The organism is Flavobacterium hiemivividum (genome assembly GCF_004349145.1).
Classification (GTDB): domain Bacteria; phylum Bacteroidota; class Bacteroidia; order Flavobacteriales; family Flavobacteriaceae; genus Flavobacterium; species Flavobacterium hiemivividum.
In genome coordinates this window covers 89547-107181 of record NZ_SMFO01000008.1, presented here as the reverse complement: position 1 = coordinate 107181, position 17635 = coordinate 89547, and the positions used below count along the sequence as shown (strand labels likewise).

19 protein-coding genes, 3 tRNA genes and 1 riboswitch are annotated in these 17635 nt (G+C 35.2%); of the genes, 8 read left to right on the top strand and 14 right to left on the bottom strand.

Annotated features, from left to right (window positions below; genetic code table 11):
* Positions 1–4 precede the first annotated feature (4 nt).
* Together E0F98_RS11590 and E0F98_RS11585 are read right to left on the bottom strand one after the other, a co-directional pair.
* Complete coding sequence (locus tag E0F98_RS11590; protein ID WP_132111618.1) at positions 5–520, bottom strand: hypothetical protein; 516 nt, start codon at positions 518–520, stop codon at positions 5–7.
* A gap of 90 nt (positions 521–610) precedes the next feature.
* Entirely contained in the window at positions 611–1192 is a 582-nt protein-coding gene (locus E0F98_RS11585; protein ID WP_132111616.1) for a Crp/Fnr family transcriptional regulator, read from the bottom strand.
* Between the two features lie 210 nt (positions 1193–1402).
* On the opposite strand from E0F98_RS11585, the gene E0F98_RS11580 reads away from it, so the two are divergent.
* Positions 1403–2257: a transketolase gene (locus E0F98_RS11580; protein WP_132111614.1), complete on the top strand. Its 855-nt coding sequence runs from the start codon at positions 1403–1405 to the stop codon at positions 2255–2257.
* Positions 2258–2289: 32 nt separating this feature from the next.
* The gene (locus E0F98_RS11575; protein WP_132111612.1) at positions 2290–3243 is read left to right on the top strand and encodes a transketolase family protein; all 954 of its coding nucleotides are present in this window, start codon (positions 2290–2292) and stop codon (positions 3241–3243) included.
* 78 nt (positions 3244–3321) lie between these two features.
* On the opposite strand, the gene E0F98_RS11570 is transcribed toward E0F98_RS11575, so the two are convergent.
* Positions 3322–4308: an FKBP-type peptidyl-prolyl cis-trans isomerase gene (locus tag E0F98_RS11570; RefSeq protein WP_132111610.1), complete on the bottom strand. Its 987-nt coding sequence runs from the start codon at positions 4306–4308 to the stop codon at positions 3322–3324.
* Positions 4309–4387: 79 nt separating this feature from the next.
* Between E0F98_RS11570 and E0F98_RS11565 the strand changes: the two genes are divergently transcribed.
* Positions 4388–4780 carry an RNA-binding S4 domain-containing protein gene (locus E0F98_RS11565; RefSeq protein ID WP_132111608.1) on the top strand — a complete coding sequence of 131 codons (393 nt, stop codon included), beginning with the start codon at positions 4388–4390 and terminating at the stop codon, positions 4778–4780.
* Between the two features lie 45 nt (positions 4781–4825).
* Positions 4826–5326, top strand: a complete 501-nt coding sequence (locus E0F98_RS11560) for a phosphoribosyltransferase family protein (RefSeq protein ID WP_132111607.1) — start codon at positions 4826–4828, stop codon at positions 5324–5326.
* Here E0F98_RS11560 and E0F98_RS11555 read toward each other — a convergent pair.
* Positions 5318–5836: a shikimate kinase gene (locus E0F98_RS11555; protein WP_132111605.1), complete on the bottom strand. Its 519-nt coding sequence runs from the start codon at positions 5834–5836 to the stop codon at positions 5318–5320. The genes E0F98_RS11560 and E0F98_RS11555 overlap by 9 nt on opposite strands.
* A 129-nt stretch (positions 5837–5965) precedes the next feature.
* Here E0F98_RS11555 and E0F98_RS11550 point away from each other — a divergent pair.
* From E0F98_RS11550 to E0F98_RS11540, 3 genes are all read left to right on the top strand, one after another.
* A tRNA-Lys gene (locus E0F98_RS11550) sits at positions 5966–6038 on the top strand.
* A 43-nt stretch (positions 6039–6081) separates the two neighbouring features.
* Positions 6082–6154 (top strand) — tRNA-Lys (locus E0F98_RS11545).
* Between the two features lie 43 nt (positions 6155–6197).
* Positions 6198–6280: transfer RNA gene (locus E0F98_RS11540), tRNA-Leu, on the top strand.
* Between the two features lie 621 nt (positions 6281–6901).
* Here E0F98_RS11540 and E0F98_RS11535 read toward each other — a convergent pair.
* From E0F98_RS11535 to E0F98_RS11520, 4 genes are read right to left on the bottom strand one after another with little or no spacing between them, the layout of a single operon-like run.
* Complete coding sequence (locus tag E0F98_RS11535; RefSeq protein ID WP_132111603.1) at positions 6902–7438, bottom strand: DUF4252 domain-containing protein; 537 nt, start codon at positions 7436–7438, stop codon at positions 6902–6904.
* A gap of 1 nt (position 7439) precedes the next feature.
* On the bottom strand, positions 7440–7970 hold the full coding sequence (locus E0F98_RS11530) for a DUF4252 domain-containing protein (RefSeq protein ID WP_132111601.1): 531 nt from the start codon (positions 7968–7970) through the stop codon (positions 7440–7442).
* A 14-nt stretch (positions 7971–7984) separates the two neighbouring features.
* Entirely contained in the window at positions 7985–8440 is a 456-nt protein-coding gene (locus E0F98_RS11525; protein ID WP_132111599.1) for a hypothetical protein, read from the bottom strand.
* Positions 8427–8936, bottom strand: coding sequence for an RNA polymerase sigma factor (locus tag E0F98_RS11520; RefSeq protein ID WP_132111597.1), 510 nt, complete (start codon positions 8934–8936; stop codon positions 8427–8429). The genes E0F98_RS11525 and E0F98_RS11520 overlap by 14 nt, the downstream gene beginning before the upstream one ends.
* A 128-nt stretch (positions 8937–9064) precedes the next feature.
* Between E0F98_RS11520 and E0F98_RS11515 the strand changes: the two genes are divergently transcribed.
* On the top strand, positions 9065–10507 hold the full coding sequence (locus E0F98_RS11515; RefSeq protein WP_132111595.1) for a S41 family peptidase: 1443 nt from the start codon (positions 9065–9067) through the stop codon (positions 10505–10507).
* Between the two features lie 238 nt (positions 10508–10745).
* Here the strand turns inward: E0F98_RS11515 and E0F98_RS11510 are convergent, their stop codons facing one another.
* The 6 genes from E0F98_RS11510 to cobU all read right to left on the bottom strand — a co-directional run bounded on the left by E0F98_RS11510 (position 10746) and on the right by cobU (position 17607).
* Positions 10746–11777, bottom strand: a complete 1032-nt coding sequence (locus E0F98_RS11510; protein WP_132111593.1) for a YncE family protein — start codon at positions 11775–11777, stop codon at positions 10746–10748.
* A 3-nt stretch (positions 11778–11780) separates the two neighbouring features.
* Positions 11781–13616, bottom strand: a complete 1836-nt coding sequence (locus tag E0F98_RS11505) for a TonB-dependent receptor plug domain-containing protein (protein ID WP_132111591.1) — start codon at positions 13614–13616, stop codon at positions 11781–11783.
* 30 nt (positions 13617–13646) lie between these two features.
* Positions 13647–13848: riboswitch (cobalamin riboswitch) on the bottom strand.
* A gap of 40 nt (positions 13849–13888) precedes the next feature.
* The gene (gene cobC, locus E0F98_RS11500; RefSeq protein ID WP_132111589.1) at positions 13889–14410 is read right to left on the bottom strand and encodes an alpha-ribazole phosphatase; all 522 of its coding nucleotides are present in this window, start codon (positions 14408–14410) and stop codon (positions 13889–13891) included.
* Complete coding sequence (locus E0F98_RS11495; RefSeq protein WP_132111587.1) at positions 14395–15192, bottom strand: adenosylcobinamide-GDP ribazoletransferase; 798 nt, start codon at positions 15190–15192, stop codon at positions 14395–14397. Before E0F98_RS11495 ends, cobC begins: the two co-directional genes overlap by 16 nt.
* Positions 15193–15373: 181 nt before the next feature.
* Complete coding sequence (gene cobT / locus E0F98_RS11490) at positions 15374–17047, bottom strand: nicotinate-nucleotide--dimethylbenzimidazole phosphoribosyltransferase (protein ID WP_132111585.1); 1674 nt, start codon at positions 17045–17047, stop codon at positions 15374–15376.
* Positions 17048–17094: 47 nt separating this feature from the next.
* Entirely contained in the window at positions 17095–17607 is a 513-nt protein-coding gene (gene cobU, locus E0F98_RS11485) for a bifunctional adenosylcobinamide kinase/adenosylcobinamide-phosphate guanylyltransferase (protein WP_132111583.1), read from the bottom strand.
* Positions 17608–17635 lie beyond the last annotated feature (28 nt).

Genomic DNA, 17635 nt, shown 5'->3' with positions numbered 1-17635 from the left:
TTTATTAATTAAGTTGAGATATGTAAGTCGTAAAGCCACAGCCTTCGAAAATTCCAGAAACGGTATCCAAAGCTTTTGAGTTATGACCTTCTAGTAGAAATTCTTTCTCTGTATTTTCATCAATAGAGAGATTGATAATTTCGACTATTTTAGAATGAGGAAAAATAAGATCAAAACTGAGTTGGTTGTTTATCGATGAAGTAAACTCCTCTTCGTTTTCCAAAACAATGATGATTTTTGCTGTAGCAACTTCCTTTATTTTTTCGACAGCTGCTGCATCATTTATACAAAAGCCAGAAAGAATTATAATATCAGCTTCCCAACTTGCATTTACAGCACAATCCATTTTTTCAATATAGCCGTGGCGATTTTGTGCCAAAAGGCTTTCGTGAATTTCTGAAAGTGCATCTTGATCTTTATCGAATAAAAGCAGTTGATATTGCTCTCCTAATTCTTTGAGTACTGTAAAATTTCTTTTCTCAGCGGCTCCAATAACGGCAATGGTTCTTACGTTTTGCATTTCTCTTGTTTTTACTGCTGCAAAACTATAGTAAGACACCGCTTAGTTCCATTGAGATAGAATAAGAAATGCCATTGATCTAAATCAATTTTATTTTCGAAGAGTAATTTGTTTTCGCACTCGGCTTAGTGTTTCTGGGGTAAGACCGAGGTAGGAAGCGATCATGTGTTGGGGTACACGCGCTACAATATCAGGGTAGGCAATGGTAAGTTTGGTATATTTCTCTTCGGCAGTTGCGGTCAACGCTGAATTTACTCTTGCTTGCAAAGCAATATAAGCGTTTTCTAATAGAAGTCTTTGATAGCGTTCAAAAACCGGTAGCGCATTCATTAATTCTTCTCTTGCTGCAGCCGTTAATAGCAATAGTTCCGAATCTTCAATGGCTTCAATCGTATAAGTAGAATTCTCTCCCATTAAAAAACTGGATAAATCAGTGATCCACCAGCCTTCAAAAGCAAACTGTATGATGTGTTCATTTCCTTTAGCATCAGTTGTGTAGGAACGTAAAATCCCTTTTTCGATAAAAGCATTATAGGTACAAACATCCCCTTCTAATAGTAAAGTTTGCTTCTTCCTTATTTTTTTTGGAATAAAAAAAGTCTTACACAAATCAAACTCCGCTGCAGTCAGTGCTACTTTTTCACCAATACTTTTTGCTAATTGCTCATACATACTCGCAAGATAATAATTACAGTAGCATTTTAAAAAAAAACAAGCTTAAAAAGATTCAAAACGGCAAAAACAAATTCAAAAAAAGACATTGTTACAGCCTCAATTTCTAGTAATTATCCTTATAAATCACTCTAAGAACAAAATCAAAAATCATTTGTCTTACGCCAAAATAAAAATTACCTTTGCGACAGTTTAACTTTTACACACAAAATGAAGCCTAACACACAACAATTAAAGGATTTAACTATCCAAGTCAGAAGAGATATCCTTCGAATGGTACATGCTGTTAACTCAGGTCATCCAGGAGGATCACTAGGTTGTACTGAATTTATGGTAACCTTATACCAAAATTTAATGGACCGCAAAGAAGGTTTTGATATGGACGGCATTGGAGAAGATCTTTTCTTCCTTTCAAACGGACATATCTCTCCAGTTTTCTACAGCGTTTTAGCAAGAAGCGGTTATTTTCCAGTTTCAGAATTAGCTACTTTTCGTCTAATCAATTCACGATTACAAGGACACCCAACTACTCACGACAATTTACCAGGAGTTAGAATTGCATCTGGTTCACTTGGACAAGGTTTATCTGTAGGTATTGGAGCTGCTCAAGCTAAAAAATTGAACAATGACAATCATTTAGTTTACACTCTTCACGGTGATGGTGAATTACAAGAAGGTCAAAACTGGGAAGCAATTATGTATGCTTCTGCAAAGAAAGTAGACAACATTATTGCTACAATTGACTTAAACGGAAAACAAATTGATGGTTCTACTGATGAAGTTCTAGCAATGGGAAGCATCCGCGCTAAATTTGAAGCTTTTGATTGGGATGTTATTGATATCAAAGCAGGAAATGACATCGAAGCAATTATTGCTGGAATGACAGATGCTAAGTCTAGAACAGGAAAAGGAAAACCAGTTTGTGTATTGTTACATACTGAAATGGGTAACGGAGTAGATTTCATGATGAATACGCATGCATGGCACGGAAAAGCACCTAACGATGCTCAACTGGAAGATGCTTTGGCACAAAACTATAATGCAGGCGGCGAATTAGACTATTAAGAAAAAAGATACTGAAATAAATTCAGCATAAAATGAAAAAATATACAAATACAGGAAGTAAAGATACTCGTTCAGGTTTTGGAGCGGGAATGACTGAATTAGGTCAAAAAAACGAAAACGTAGTGGCACTTTGTGCTGATTTAATTGGTTCGTTAAAATTTGACGATTTCAAGAAAAATCATCCAGAGCGTTTTTTCCAAATCGGAATTGCTGAAGCAAACATGATTGGAATTGCAGCGGGATTAACCATTGGAGGTAAAATTCCTTTCACAGGAACTTTTGCTAACTTTTCTACAGGAAGAGTTTATGACCAAATTCGTCAATCAGTAGCTTACTCTGAGAAAAATGTAAAAATCTGTGCGTCACACGCGGGATTAACATTAGGAGAAGATGGAGCAACTCACCAAATCCTTGAAGACATTGGTTTAATGAAAATGCTACCTGGAATGACTGTAATCAATACTTGTGATTACAATCAAACAAAAGCAGCGACAATCGCACTTGCTGATCATCATGGTCCAGCATACTTGCGTTTTGGACGTCCAGTTGTACCTAACTTTATGCCAGCTGACGAACCTTTCGTAATTGGGAAAGCAATCCTATTAAGCGAAGGAACAGATGTAACAATCGTAGCTACTGGACACTTAGTTTGGGAAGCACTTATCGCTGCTGAAGCATTAGAAGCAAAAGGAATTTCTGCCGAAGTAATCAACATACATACGATCAAACCACTAGACGAAGAAGCAATTCTAAAATCATTGACTAAAACTAAATGTATCGTTACTGCCGAAGAGCACAATATTCTTGGAGGTCTTGGCGAAAGCGTATCTAGAGTATTAGCATTAAACAATCCAGCTCCACAAGAGTTTGTTGCGGTTAATGATAGCTTTGGAGAATCAGGAACACCAGAACAATTAATGGATAAATACAAATTAAACAATCAAGCAATTGTTGAAGCTGTAGAAAGAGTTATTAAAAGAAAATAATTCACTTCTTATCTACCATAAAAAAATCCCATTCGCCGCGGCGAATGGGATTTTTTTTATGCTCAGTTTACACTTATATTAGTTACAACTTTTATCTAAGTGTTTTTTGATCCGTGCAGGATCAGATGAATTACCATCACAACCTGGTATAGCATCAAAAGCCATAATTGTTCCATCAGCTTTAGTAATTTCACCTCTCGTACCATAACCATCTCCATCATCATCAACGTCAAGGAAATTAGGAATTCCATCTCCATCTGAATCATCAGGATTCGCCACTCCAGTAGCTAAAACTCTAAGATAACCATCTCCATCTAAATCCTCTAGGTAAGATGGTATCCCATCACCGTCTTGATCTAAACGACCTATTTCATATAATTTAAAACTAAAAATTAAAGGTGCATAAGCAGGAATAGCAGCACTACCTGAAGCATAATATCCTAATCCAGAAGGAACAAACATAACCCCAGCTCCAAAGTCTTTGTACGATACCGTTCCGTCGTCTTTAGTAGTATAAGTCCCAGTTTTAAATTGAGGAAAAACCTCACTCCAACCACTAATAACGCTGAATAAACTTAACATTTGTTGTGGGAATTTAACCTCTTCAAACTCAGTTTTTGTTAATGTAGTTACACTTTCTGCTACCGTTTGTTCTAAATAACCACCTTTATAGGATGCTAAAACATTATCTACATTAGAAGGTGCAACTCCTACTCCTTCTCTCAACACTAAGTAATATAATTTATAAGTAATATCATGAAGCTTTACATCTCTACTCAACAATTTAGGAAAAGTTGTTTTGTCTTTATAAGACATTATAGATGGTTGAGTTCCTCCTGCTGGAATCTTAGTAAAAACTACGTCCTGATCATCTGGAGCACCAGGATTATTAGTAACTGTTATATAATAGGTGTTTAAATATTCTTCAATATCAGTAATATCTGTGGCATATTGTACTGGATATTCTCTAGGAGGAGTAATTTCAGCATTATCATTATTCTTTGAACATGAAAATAAAGAGAGGGTTGTAATTGATAAAATAAAATAAAACTTAAATTTGTTCATTATAGCTGATTTTTTAAGTGCGCAAGATACAATTTTGATTGATTTTTGTAAACTATTTAACTCCGATTTTAGAATTATTATGAGAATAGATAAATATTTATGGTGCGTTCGATATTACAAGACTCGAAATATGGTGACAGAAGCCTGTAAAAAAAATCATGTCACTGTAAATGGGCTTGTTGCAAAACCATCTAAGGAGGTTTTTCCTACTGATAAAATCACCTTTAGAAAAGACCAAATTACGCAAATCATAACCGTCTTAGACATTCCCGAAAACCGTGTAGGAGCTAAACTGGTAGATATGTATCGAAGAAATGATACGCCTGCAGAATCCTTCCAGCATTTGGAATTATTGAAATTGTCAAAGCAGCATTATCGAAAAAATGGTACCGGAAGACCTACCAAGAAAGACAGAAGGGATATTGACGAATTTGGAAATGAAATCAAAACTGACGAACCGGAAGACAACTAGTCTTAAAACTAGAACTCTTTAAAAAATTAATTTTAAACAAAAACAATGAGCAAAAATATCATTTTAACGAATCAAGAGATTGAACACAAAATAAAAAGAATAGCGTTCCAAATCTACGAAACCTTTGTCGATGAAAACGAGGTCGTACTTGCGGGGATTGCCAGCAATGGATTTATTTTTGCAGAAAAAATTGCAAAAGAACTACAAAGCATTTCGAACTTAAAGGTTTCGCTGTGCGAAGTAAAAATCAACAAAATCAATCCAGAATCAGCAATACACACCTCGCTACTAAAAGAAGAATATGCAAACAAGGGATTAATCCTTGTAGATGACGTACTAAATTCGGGTACAACCTTAATATATGCCATTAGACATTTCCTTGACGTTCCTTTGAAAAAATTCAAGACGGCAGTTCTAGTGGATCGCAATCATAAGAAGTACCCCGTAAAAGCAGATTTTAAAGGAATCTCACTATCTACATCCTTATTAGAGCATGTTCAGGTAGTATTTGAAGAAAATGGTACTAGCCATGCTTATTTAAGCTAAAATCGCAAGGATGTCAAGAACTGTTTGATCGACAGTTTTATCATCTACTGTAACTTTATGTTGCGCCTGATTGTAATAGTAGCTTCTTTCAAAAAGATGCACAGCAATAAACTCCTTCATCTCCTCTTCATTTTTATTGGCGATAAGGGGTCTTTTGCTTTTATTAACGACCAGTCTATTAAATAAGGTGTCAATTGACGCTTTCAAATATATAGATACGACATCATCCCGTTTTAACAACTCATGATTATTCGCATAACATGGAGTTCCACCACCAAGACCTATTATCATTTGTCCAGGAGCGTTTAATAATTCAACAAATGCCTCATGTTCCATCTTTCTAAATTTGATCTCTCCATACTGTTCAAAAATAGCATTTATAGACAATCCCGCTTTTTTTTCGATATAGACATCCAAATCGACAAATGGTTGCCCATTGATTTTTGCCAGTGTTTTGGCGATTGTCGACTTACCGCAACCCATATAACCTAATAATATAATTTTCTTCATAGAATAAAACCTTGTAAACTAAGACGTTAAAATTTATTGTTAAAAAAAGACAAATTTAAAGCAAAAAACTTTGGAAAACATCAAATAAAGTCCTTATATTTGCACCCGCATTCAAGCAATGAAATACAAGACTCGATAGCTCAGTTGGTAGAGCACATCACTTTTAATGATGGGGTCCTGGGTTCGAGCCCCAGTCGGGTCACAAATTAAGTGATCAACACCTAATATTTCAAATTGAATGCAATGACTCGATAGCTCAGTTGGTAGAGCACATCACTTTTAATGATGGGGTCCTGGGTTCGAGCCCCAGTCGGGTCACTAAAAGGTTGTTCGCCATGGCGAATGACCTTTTTTATTTTCAGGCCACGTGGAGAAACGGTAGACTTGCCAGCTTGAGGGGCTGGTGCTCGCAAGGGCGTGTGGGTTCAAATCCCACCGTGGTCACGAATAAAAACAAATGCTCAAAAAATAATCAAGCTTGCTTGAAATTATTTTTTGAGCATTTGTTTTTTCAAAGCGGAGCTTTGGGATCATAACGAAAACCTGTGGAGTAGCAAAAATTAGACATAAAAACACGAAGTCAATCCTGTCGAGCTTCTTATTCCAACGCTACCTCTAAAAATGCAATCCAAGTTTAATTAAAAAACCCATAAATAATAAAATTGCAATTGAGCAGCCGGCCGCTACCATAAAAAAAACACCCAGAAATAAATACAATCTGTCATTTTTATATTCGTATCGCATTAGCTCGCTATTAGCTTGTCTATATTTGGCAGCAATCATCATTTTAATCTTATTTAAAGTCTGTTAATAGTCTAAAAAAGAGTATCTTTTATCTTACAAAGAAACGACTCTTAAAACTCGTTTACAATACCCACTTTTAGTGATTTTTCACATTAATTACACGATTAACAATAAGGGAGGATAATGTTAGGAATACGCATAAAACGGAATGAAGTAAATTATTTTCTAAAATCCCATTTGTACTGAATATCTACAATTTAGCTCTATAAAAAAAGCGTCCCGACAAACTGCCGAGACGCTTCTAATTAAAAGTGTATAATTTTATTTTTTAAACATTTCCTGCAAAGGCTTTAATTGCGCCATGTCGATATTAGAATCTTTTAAAACCGACATTAATGCAATTACAGTATTAGGATTCATATCTTTTCCTAAAACTCGAATGACCGCAAATCCAGCGTCATTGTTATTCGCAAATAATACAAACTCATCTATATGCTCGTCTGTTCCTACAAAGCTAACAGAAGCTCCAATTGAACCAGAACCATACTTCATCAATTGCTGGTACTTCGCATCCTTTAAAATCAAATTTACCTTAGCGCTTTCTATTTCGAATTGCGCTTTGTTGGTTTCATCCAGCTTAAAGGCTAAAACATTCATCTTGTCAAATGATTCGAAAGCTTCGTTTTGCTTGACAGATAATTTTGCTTTGTCTAAATTTAAGATACTAGGCGAAACATCTAAAGCAATGAAATCTTTATTTTCTGTGTTCTCCACAAAATAGCGCTGCAGTGTAGGCTCCGACTTGCATCCAGCAACCAGCAAACTTAGAAAAAGTGCGATACTATAAATCGTTTTCATTTTATTTTTTGCCTTTGGTTGCTCTTTTCAAATCCTCACCACCTGGTATCCTCATCTTATCTGTAAGAATCGAAATTTCATTCAAATCAAAATTCCCAGTCAACGACATCAAAACAGTTTCATTTGCTTTGTTTGCACCTTCAATAAACATTAAAAGCTCTCTAATTTGACTGTCGGTAGTTCCTGATTTTACTAGAATTTTAATGTTTTTGCCATTATCATTAACACGCATCAATTCTTCTAAGCCAGCAGTTCGAATGTACTTTTCAGCAGTCGACTTCATATCAGTAGTTGCACTGGAGCTACTAGTGGTAAAAACTTTTAGGTTGTCCAGCTTTTTTATCAGGCTCATGTATTGCTGCGTCTCCTTGTCGGAAGCGTCCACTTTTACCTTACTCATCAATTCAAACATTTTTTTGTTTACGATAATAGAGGTAACTCCATCTTGGCCGTCGAATTTATCGAAAGCAGCTTGGGCAAAAAACGGGCTTGACACTAAAACTAACACTAATGTGATTATAACTTTTTTCATTTTCTATGTATTTATTATTCCTTAAAAATTAAATTTTTTGAGTCCTCGTATTCCTCCAAGGCTATTACACTTTCTATGCCAACATTTACATTCTTCGACAACATGGCCAATGCCTTTTGCGTTTCTTTCAACGCCGCCTCTGGACTATCGTAAGTTCCTAAATCTTGGTTTGAAACTTGCCTGTCAAAATACACATAAGTTCCAGCACCCAATAGTACAACAATTGAAGCAGCAATCGACAACCAAACTCTATTTTGTTTTTTATTTAGAGACAGTTGTGGTACTTTAGTTTCTTGCTTCGAATCCTGTGCAGCCGCATAAGCAAAATAGCCAAACATCGATTTATACTTTTCTAAATGCCTCGCAACTCCGGCTGACGCAAAATATTTTTGCAATTCTTTCTCTTCTGCAATACTACTTTCTCCCTCAAAGTATTTTTTTAGCAGCAGTTCAATTTTATTCGATTCCATAACTGTGGATTTTTGTCATATTTTCTCTTACTGTTTTTCTCGCTCTTGAAAGCGCCACTCGAATAGCTGTTTCGTTCATTTCTACAATTTTTGCAATTTCATCAAATTCGTATTGCTCAATATCGCGCAGTTGTATTATTATTTTTTGCTGTTCAGGTAACTGATTTATAATTCTTTCGACCCAACTGATACTATCTTCGTCCTCTAGCATTTTATCCAGCTGTGGCGATTGATCTGTATAATTATCATGATCAATCTTTATGTTTCCAGCTCTCTTTGATTTTAGCTGATCCAGACAATAGTTTCTAGTCATGGTCATTGCAAAGGCTTCTACACTATTTAGAGTATGAAAGTTTTCATTTTTATTCCATAATTTACCTAAAATCTCTTGCGTTGCATCTTCGGCCTCCTCAGTACTTATAAGCAATCGTTTTGCTAATCGAAAGACCTTGTCTTTGAATGGAGCGATAAGCTGTAGAAACTCTATTTGGTCCATAAATCAATACATTTTTAACCCGGCTTATACTATCAAGACGACGCGGTATTATTTTTGTTACATAAAATGTAAAGAAATAAAACTAAAGATACTATTTTTACGTTTATTATATAAATTATCCTCAACATATGAAAGCTACTTATAAATTCGCAATACTACTCTTTTTAGTAGTTTTTTCTTTCCAAGGCTGTCAAGACAACGATGACACTGCCGCACCTATAAGTCTGGAAGTTCAGGACTTTATATGGAAAGGACTCAACCAATATTATTTATGGCAAGCTGATGTGCCTAATTTATCAGATGACCGCTTTGCAACGCAAGATGCCTTGAACACTTTCTTGAGAGGATATCCCGTTCCTGAGGATTTATTTGATGCCTTGAGGGTTGATAAATCAATAGATAGATTTAGCTGGATTGTTGATGATTATTTAGAACTGGAGGGAGCACTACAAGGAACTACAAAAAATGACGGAGTCGATTTTGGTTTAAGCTACAAACCCGGAAGTACTACTGAACTATTTGGTTATGTACGTTATATCATCGCAAATTCGGATGCATCAAACAAAGCAATAAAACGTGGTGACATGTTTACTGCTGTAAATGGCACCCAACTTACTGTTAGCAACTACCAATCGCTACTAGCTGCAGACAGTTACACCTTAAATTTAGCTGATTATAACGGAACTACAGTTATAGCCAACGGAAAGTCAGTTTCATTAACAAAAACTGTTTTATCTGAAAATCCAATTTTAATCAATAAAGTTATTGTCAATGGATCACACAAGATTGCTTATTTAATGTATAATGGTTTTTATGCTGATTTCGACACTAAACTAAACGAAGCTTTTGGAGATTTAAAATCACAAGGAGTAACTGATTTAGTGCTAGATTTAAGATATAATAGTGGAGGATCTGTACTTACCGCTACTCGTTTAGCCAGCATGATAACAGGACAATACACTGGGAAAGTTTTTGCAAAACAACAATGGAATTCAAAAATCAACAGCTATTTCGAAGCTAACAATCCAGAAGCCCTAAAAAATAATTTCACAGACAAGATAGGAACTACGCCGATAAACAGTTTAAATTTAACTAAAATCTATATCCTTACCACACAAAGTTCGGCCTCAGCAAGCGAATTGGTGATCAATGGCTTGAAACCTTATATGAATGTGGTCCAAATTGGTGATGTTACTACCGGAAAAAATGTTGGGTCAGTAACCTTATATGACTCCCCTACTTTTGGTGATGAAAATAGAAACCCAAATCATCGTTATGCTATGCAGCCTATTGTTTTAAAGATAGTAAATTCAGAGGGTTTTGGCGATTATTTTAATGGTCTAACTCCCACTTTTTTACAGAAAGAAACTGTCAGTAGTTTTGGAATTCTTGGCGATCCTTCAGAACCGTTATTGAATACTGCAATTAATAAAATAACTGGAACGGGAAAAATCATCAGACAAACCGGAAAAGAGTTTAATTATTTTAAAGACGCAAAATCATTAGATGGCTTACAAAACCAAATGTATCTAGAACAAGCACCTGAAGGCATTTTAAAAGCTTTGGAATAAAAATAAACTTGGCTCAATATAAAATGGTGAAAAATTACTTTTTACCAATAAATCACTTAAAAATGAAAAAACTCTAGAATGGAATTTTATTTTTCGAAAGTATCAAAATCTTGTACAACATCGAAATTGATTGGATAAAATTTAAACCTTTTAGTAGCAAAATAATAAAGCCCCATCTTCTAAGTGAAAAATGGGGCTTTTAGTTACGCTTCCATTATAGGGAAGTAGTAAGTATAATCTAGTTGTTAGAATAGAAACTATTTGGTCCCATACCAGCCGCTACGGTTTTCAATTCAGCACCAGTAGTAGTTGATATTTTAACAATACCAGCTGCTGTAAATCCATTAGCATCTGCCGTATAAACCTTACCATCAATAACATTAAAGCCATATAAAGTAGACCAGCTATTGTCAGCTACTGAAAATAAAGGCGTTTCACTAAAAGTAGTTGCGTTCAAAGCCATAGCGTAAACTCCAGTTCCTTTAGTGTAATAAATTTTATCACCATCAATATCCATGTTTAATGCTTTAGTCAATGTAGCAGACTCTATTGAAGTTGCTGTATCAGTAGTAGTATTAATTTTGAACAGCCTACTTTTTGTAGTATTCCCACATAAAACATAGACAGACCCGTTTTTCTCTTCTATAGAGTTTACTCCGCTCTCCACAGTAATTATACTCATTGCGTTATTACTTTGCGGATTAACAACTGTAACCGCATTTCCGCTACCATAAGCACCATTCATCACATACAATTTCCCATTAGCGGTAACAATCTTTTCAGTAGTCTTGCCAATAGCAATAGTTTCTACATAAGCAAATGTTTTTGCATCGTAAACCGTTACTGCCTTAGAACTTGAATTAGTAACATATAATTTACCATTCAAAGCAACACTATAACGAGGTTTTTTAAGATTCTCAGTAATACTTGCGATACTTTTAAAAGTGTATCTGTTTACCACTTCAACAGTATTTGAATTATTCATCACAATAAACGCTTTATCTTCAAAAAAGCTTAATGATTGTGCTACGTCTCCTAATACTTTTGCGCTGTTTTCAGTTCCAAATACATCCTGCATAAAAACAGTCAAATCATTCGAAATATAAGATACGGAAGCATTTGGTGTGCCAAAATTTCCTTCATTCAAGATAATAACTCCATTATCATAAGCGCCTAAAGGACTATCCTTTTCATTTGAATCATCATTACTACAAGAAGCAAGTAATAAGGCACTTGCAAAAATTCCGAAAAAAACATTGTTTAGTTTCATTGTTTAAAAATTAAGGTTTAAATAAAGAGTTAAATTCCGTCCCGGCATCATTCGACTGGGTAAGGATTCATATTTTTCATTCCAAAGATTTGCCACTTTAAAGCCTATCTTAATAACGTCTTTTTTGCTAAAATTATAATCCAGTCCTAAATTGGACACATTATAATCACTTAGAATATATTTTGGATCATTGTCAGATGTTGTAAAAACCTCACCGGTAAACAAAAATTGATAGTACGCATTGAAGCGCTTATACGAATAAGAAGCTGACGCAGTTAATTTATGATAAGGAACATAAAAAAGTTGCTTGTTGTTTTTATCGTCCAAAGAAACAGTGTACGAATAAGTACTACTAAAATCAAATGCATGTCCATTGAAACTCTTGTTCCAGCCTAACAAAGCCTCGGCTCCATAGATAGAAACCTTGTCAGTATTTACAGGAGACCAATTCCCTGAGTTGGTAGGCAACCAACGAATCATATCGTCAATTTTAGAAGTATAAACAGCGGCTGTTAATCTAAAATCTTTATACTGAAATTGATTTTCCACCTCAGCCTGATAAGAGTTTTCAGGCCTCAGATTAAGATTTCCGCTGCCTTCCCAGTACAAATCATTAAAGGTAGGAACTCTGTAATTTCGAGAAATATTAAACTTCAACTGATAGAATTTGTAGAAATCAAAAGTAGATCCTGCTGAGAATAGTACAGGACTTTTATACACATCTGAAATCTCTTTTCGAGCGCTAAGCTCATAATTCCAATGCTTGCTAAGATTCTGCTTTAATAAAACACTAACGCCTCCCACTTGCCTGCTACTATTACCAATACCTGAACCTAATCCATCAGTTTTATTGTAATCTAGAATGGTATTTAAACTAATTGTTGGCGCAAATTCATAAACAAAATCGTGCTTTGCAATAAAGCTTTTTACTCCGCCAGAAGTAAAGCCTTCATTCTCTATATCTTCAAAATACTTATAATGTTCAGTGATATAAGCCAACTTAAAATTAGAAACTGATCTTCCTATGTTACTAGACCATGTCAAAAGATTTCTAGTATTGTAATCTTGGTATTTTGTTTTAACAGAATTGGGTGATGTCAATGAAAAGTGACGCTCACCATCATAAATCTCACTGTAAAATTTAATGCTGTTGTTGGCATTTACCTTGTATCCAATGGCTGTACTCAAACTGCTATTGTAAAACTCACCATTTGTATTCTTGCCTTCTTTTCCAATGAATTTAAAATCATTGTCAGAACTATTTCTAGTAAAACTAGCGTTTGTACTCCATTTTTTTGCGGCAGCAGTAATGGCATATATCGCACTCAGACTATTAAAAGCTCCATAATAGACTTCAACTGTATTTTTGAAGGTTTTTTTAAATTTTAAATCGTTGTTCAAGTGAATGGTTCCTCCTATCGCACCACTTCCATAAACGACACTTCCTCCTCCTGCTTTTACAGCAATTGAATTGTATCCTCTGGTCGAAACCGTGTTAAAATCAGTTTGTCCTAATAATTGAGAGTTGATGTTTATTCCGTTCCAAACTACAGCAGTTTGTTGGGCCGTTGTTCCTCTAAATGAAGGCGAAGAAACCATCCCCAAGCCATTCTCTTTAAAATAAATTACGGTGTTATAGTTTAGCAGTGAAGTTAACGAAGGTTGATTTTTGCTTATAATCGAATCATTCAAATTTTGCACAGATTGGGAGCTCGAAAAGTTTTTGAGCTGACTGTCCGATACAACAACTTCGTTTAAAGGTATTGCAGGTTTGTTTTGAGCCAAAAGGAATTGACCAAATAATACAATTGAAAATAAAAGAAAATTTTTAGTTGCCATAATTTCTGAACCTTTTTCCCGAAAGTTCGATATTAGTTAAGAAAAAAGGCAGGTCTCCTGGCTTGCGTCTTGTTGTTTACCTTCCCATTCGCCGCGGCCAACAGTGGTTTCGTAGATTACAACAAGCTTGATAGCTTACAGTTGCGGGAACAGCTTAGGTATTTAACCTAATTCCCTTTTAATGCGATTTTGAAAAAAAACTAAAATCACAACCTCAATTCGGCGGCAAAGATAGAATTATAATCCTATAACAACCTACAGAAATCTCAATTTTATAATTTGACCTTAATTACAGCTCCAAAATCTACTTTGTTATTAAATGCCTCTTTTAGTGGTAGATCAGATATTTTACACAGAATACTTCTAATTACGCCTGCATGCGCCACAATAATTACTGGTTTTGAATTAAAAGTTTGAAGTTCTTTTTCTAAAAAATCATTTACTCGCTCATGCAAGTCAGTAAATGATTCTCCGTTAGGAACGCGAACAGTTACAAAATCAGTCATCCAAGGATTTAGTTCTTCGGGAGCAATTGCATCCCAATTTTTCATTTCCCAATCCCCAAAATTCATTTCCATCAATCGAGTATCTGTAATTATTTCATTCGAAAGGTATTTAGCCAATTCCGTACAACGAAACAACGGACTGGAGTAGACAACTGCATCGGTTGGAATTTTGTTTTTTATTGATTCGAATAATTCTAAATACGGTTCTAAAATCCGAACGTCGGATTGTCCGTAACAGATTCCTTTTTCGCAAACCGTTTCGGTGTGGCGTACTAAATAAACTTCCATAAGGCAATAATTGAAATATAAAAAACAACTTCACAAACTTGTTGAGTGGCTCCTAGACAATCTCCCGTATACCCATCAATCCATTTTTGAAAATAACGCGCTAGGAAAAATCGAGTCAAAAAAACAGGAACTAAAACCAATAAGAACTGCCATTGAAAATAAGCTAATATTATAAGGGGTACTAACCCAAAAAAGAAAGCGCCTACCACTTCGCGCCAAGTATAATTTTGTGCAATAGGTTTACTCTTACTAGTAGCATCCTCTCGCGAATATTCATGGGTAAAAACAATAGAAATCGCTGCTAATCTACTCAAAGAATGTGCAGAAACAAAAAGTAACAGAATTAGGATTTGAGATTTAGTGTTTAAGAAATCTGTATGAGAAACTATATCAGACAAAGTTTTAAACTTGAGTAAAAACAATAAAACTACTCCAATCGCTCCATAAGCTCCAATGGCGCTGTCTTTCATGATTACAAGTATCTTTTCTTTGGTCCATCCTCCTCCAAAACCATCACAAACATCTGCAAAACCGTCTTCATGGAAAGCACCTGTAACTAAAACAGATGCAATCATAGAAAAAATCACCGCTATTTCTGGAGACATTAAATAATTAAACAAGCTAAAAACACCAAATGTCACAGCGCCCACAATCCATCCAATAACAGGAAAATAGCGAGAAGCTTTATTTAAATAATCTGGGTTATGATCTATGTTTTTGGGACAAGGAATTCGGGTGTAAAACATCAATGCTGTAAAAAATATGTGCAGTTCTTTTTTCATATTAATATAAAAATTTCTTTTCTTTTTTGGCTAAAGCCAATCTCATTTTCTATTTATAATCCAACATCTAAAAATGCTGAAAATTTCACTGATATTTTTTTTGACTTACCTCCAGATTTATTTGGAGGCACTCTAATTTATTTATCAAAAGGCCTTAACCAAATTCATCTTATCCTAAAAACTATTTGTTATTCACCCCAGCAGAGTCAAAACTAGCCATTTCATTCAAAAAAGCCACCGCCGACTCAATAATTGGAAAAGCAATAGCACAACCAGTACCTTCACCTAAGCGCAATCCCAATTGTAAAACGGGCTGAACCCCTAGATAATCTAACAATTTAACATGGGCTTGTTCAGCAGAACAATGACTAAAAACAGCATTCTTGATTATCTCGGGATTTTTTTGATGAGCAATTAAAAATGCCACACTACAAATAAATCCATCAACCAGAATCAGCATATTATTTTCATGAGCCGCTAACATCCCGGAAGCCATTTGTATGATTTCAAATCCGCCAAAATAAGCGAGTTTTTCGTCTAATTCTTGGGACCCTGAATAATTATCTACCGCTGCTTGTAGTATTTTTTGTTTCTGAATTAGTTTGGCATCACTTACTCCTGTTCCTAATCCCACACAATCTTCTAGAGGAATCTTTGTAATTACGCTCATCAAAACCGAAGCTGTCGAGGTATTTCCAATACCCATTTCTCCGAAACCAATACAGTTACTAGCTGTTTTTGCAATAGTATTCACAACAGCTGCTCCTTTAGCAAAACACAAACTCAATTCGGAATCACTCATTGCCGGTCCGTGTAAAAAGGATTGGGTTCCTTTAGCAATTTTCGTTGAAATCAGATTGGCATTCGGCGGAAAATCATAATTCACGCCAGCATCCACAATCGACAAACTAATGCTATTTTGTTTGCAAAAAACATTTATTGCCGCTCCACCTTCAAGAAAATTAGTAACCATTTGACGCGTTACATCCTGTGGATACGCACTCACACCGTGTACTGCGATTCCGTGATCAGCGGCAAAGACAACAATATTGGGTTGAAATATTTTTGGTTCCAGAGTTTGAAACAGCTCTCCTATTTGTTGGGCTAGTTTTTCAAGAATCCCTAATGAACCTAAAGGCTTTGTTTTATTGTCAATTTTATGTTGTAATGCATCCTTTATTGATCTAGATTCTGTATGAATTTGCTTAGTTTCTTGCAATGACTCTGGATAGGTGACTGGGACTAAAATCTCTTCTACAAAAGGAACTTCTGATTTTTGTTTCCAATTCAATTGTTGTAACATGGGTTGATTATCATAATCCGTTGCAGGTTTGCCTACACAAAAATAACCTAGCGGTTCTATATGTTCTGGCAATCCTAATAACTGTTTGAACTGATAGTAATTTAGAATCGAAATCCATCCCATCGAATAACCCTGTTCTGTCAAAGACAACCATATATTTTGAGCGGCACAAACCGAACTAAATTTAATTGCTTCATTACTTCCTACTGTTCCGATAGTGAAATTATTCAAAACCGAACGATCGTAACAAATTACAAGTCCAAGCGGAGCTTCTTGAATTGCTTCTAGTTTTAATGCCTTATAATCTTCCTTTTGTTCTTCGCTATCCGTTTGATTTGCTGCTTTAGTATCATAATCCAAAAACAATTCTTTAACAGCTTTCTTAATTTCGTCCGACTTAATTAGATAATATTTAGTAGCATCTGTCAAACCCACAGATGGTGCCCAATGTCCTGCCTGAAGCGCTTTTTGGATAACGGCATCAGGAACTTCATCACTAGTAAAATGGCGAGTGTCGCGACGGGATTTTAAAATTTCATCTAATGTTTGCATTGGTTTATTTTTTTCAGAAATATTCAGAATCTAAAGATTCAAATTCATTATTGTCCTTTTATTGTTACAGGAATTCCAGAAACCATTAACACCACTTTATCTGCTCTTTTAGCAACATACTGATTCATCCAACCTTGTAATTCGGTGAATTTTCGGCCAATGTGCGTTTCAGCATGAACACCCATTCCTATTTCATTGGTAACAATAATAATAGTGGCGTTTTCTTGATTTGCTATTTTGTCAAATTCTGCTTTGGCTTGTTCTAGACACAAAGCAACATCATTTTTAGTATCTATAAAAAAGTTAGTCAACCAAAGCGTAACACAATCAACTATCGCAACATTACCGGAGAAATCAATTTCACTCAGGTGTTTTTCTTTTTCGATGTTAATCCAGCGTTCGTCACGATCCTTTTGATGGCGATCAATTCTTTTTTGAAAATCATCATCCCATTTTCTCGCTGTTGCTACATACATTGGCTTAGCCGATAATTCTTTTGCCAAATTTTCGGCATAACTGCTTTTTCCAGAGCGTTCTCCGCCTGTAATCAGATATATCATTAAAATTATTAGTTATTAGTTATTAAAT

What these genes read in the sequence shown, in the direction of transcription:
- E0F98_RS11520 (WP_132111597.1), bottom strand. Translation starts at nt 8,936, where the DNA reads ATGGACCAAATAGAGTTTCTACAGCTTATCGCTCCATTCAAAGACAAG.
- E0F98_RS11530 (WP_132111601.1), bottom strand. Translation starts at nt 7,970, where the DNA reads ATGAAAAAAGTTATAATCACATTAGTGTTAGTTTTAGTGTCAAGCCCG.
- cobC (WP_132111589.1), bottom strand. Translation starts at nt 14,410, where the DNA reads ATGGAAGTTTATTTAGTACGCCACACCGAAACGGTTTGCGAAAAAGGA.
- E0F98_RS11585 (WP_132111616.1), bottom strand. Translation starts at nt 1,192, where the DNA reads ATGTATGAGCAATTAGCAAAAAGTATTGGTGAAAAAGTAGCACTGACT.
- E0F98_RS11515 (WP_132111595.1), top strand. Translation starts at nt 9,065, where the DNA reads ATGAAAGCTACTTATAAATTCGCAATACTACTCTTTTTAGTAGTTTTT.
- E0F98_RS11525 (WP_132111599.1), bottom strand. Translation starts at nt 8,440, where the DNA reads ATGGAATCGAATAAAATTGAACTGCTGCTAAAAAAATACTTTGAGGGA.
- E0F98_RS11580 (WP_132111614.1), top strand. Translation starts at nt 1,403, where the DNA reads ATGAAGCCTAACACACAACAATTAAAGGATTTAACTATCCAAGTCAGA.
- E0F98_RS11575 (WP_132111612.1), top strand. Translation starts at nt 2,290, where the DNA reads ATGAAAAAATATACAAATACAGGAAGTAAAGATACTCGTTCAGGTTTT.
- E0F98_RS11535 (WP_132111603.1), bottom strand. Translation starts at nt 7,438, where the DNA reads ATGAAAACGATTTATAGTATCGCACTTTTTCTAAGTTTGCTGGTTGCT.
- E0F98_RS11495 (WP_132111587.1), bottom strand. Translation starts at nt 15,192, where the DNA reads ATGAAAAAAGAACTGCACATATTTTTTACAGCATTGATGTTTTACACC.
- E0F98_RS11560 (WP_132111607.1), top strand. Translation starts at nt 4,826, where the DNA reads ATGAGCAAAAATATCATTTTAACGAATCAAGAGATTGAACACAAAATA.
- E0F98_RS11590 (WP_132111618.1), bottom strand. Translation starts at nt 520, where the DNA reads ATGCAAAACGTAAGAACCATTGCCGTTATTGGAGCCGCTGAGAAAAGA.
- E0F98_RS11510 (WP_132111593.1), bottom strand. Translation starts at nt 11,777, where the DNA reads ATGAAACTAAACAATGTTTTTTTCGGAATTTTTGCAAGTGCCTTATTA.
- E0F98_RS11565 (WP_132111608.1), top strand. Translation starts at nt 4,388, where the DNA reads ATGAGAATAGATAAATATTTATGGTGCGTTCGATATTACAAGACTCGA.
- cobU (WP_132111583.1), bottom strand. Translation starts at nt 17,607, where the DNA reads ATGATATATCTGATTACAGGCGGAGAACGCTCTGGAAAAAGCAGTTAT.
- cobT (WP_132111585.1), bottom strand. Translation starts at nt 17,047, where the DNA reads ATGCAAACATTAGATGAAATTTTAAAATCCCGTCGCGACACTCGCCAT.
- E0F98_RS11570 (WP_132111610.1), bottom strand. Translation starts at nt 4,308, where the DNA reads ATGAACAAATTTAAGTTTTATTTTATTTTATCAATTACAACCCTCTCT.
- E0F98_RS11555 (WP_132111605.1), bottom strand. Translation starts at nt 5,836, where the DNA reads ATGAAGAAAATTATATTATTAGGTTATATGGGTTGCGGTAAGTCGACA.
- E0F98_RS11505 (WP_132111591.1), bottom strand. Translation starts at nt 13,616, where the DNA reads ATGGCAACTAAAAATTTTCTTTTATTTTCAATTGTATTATTTGGTCAA.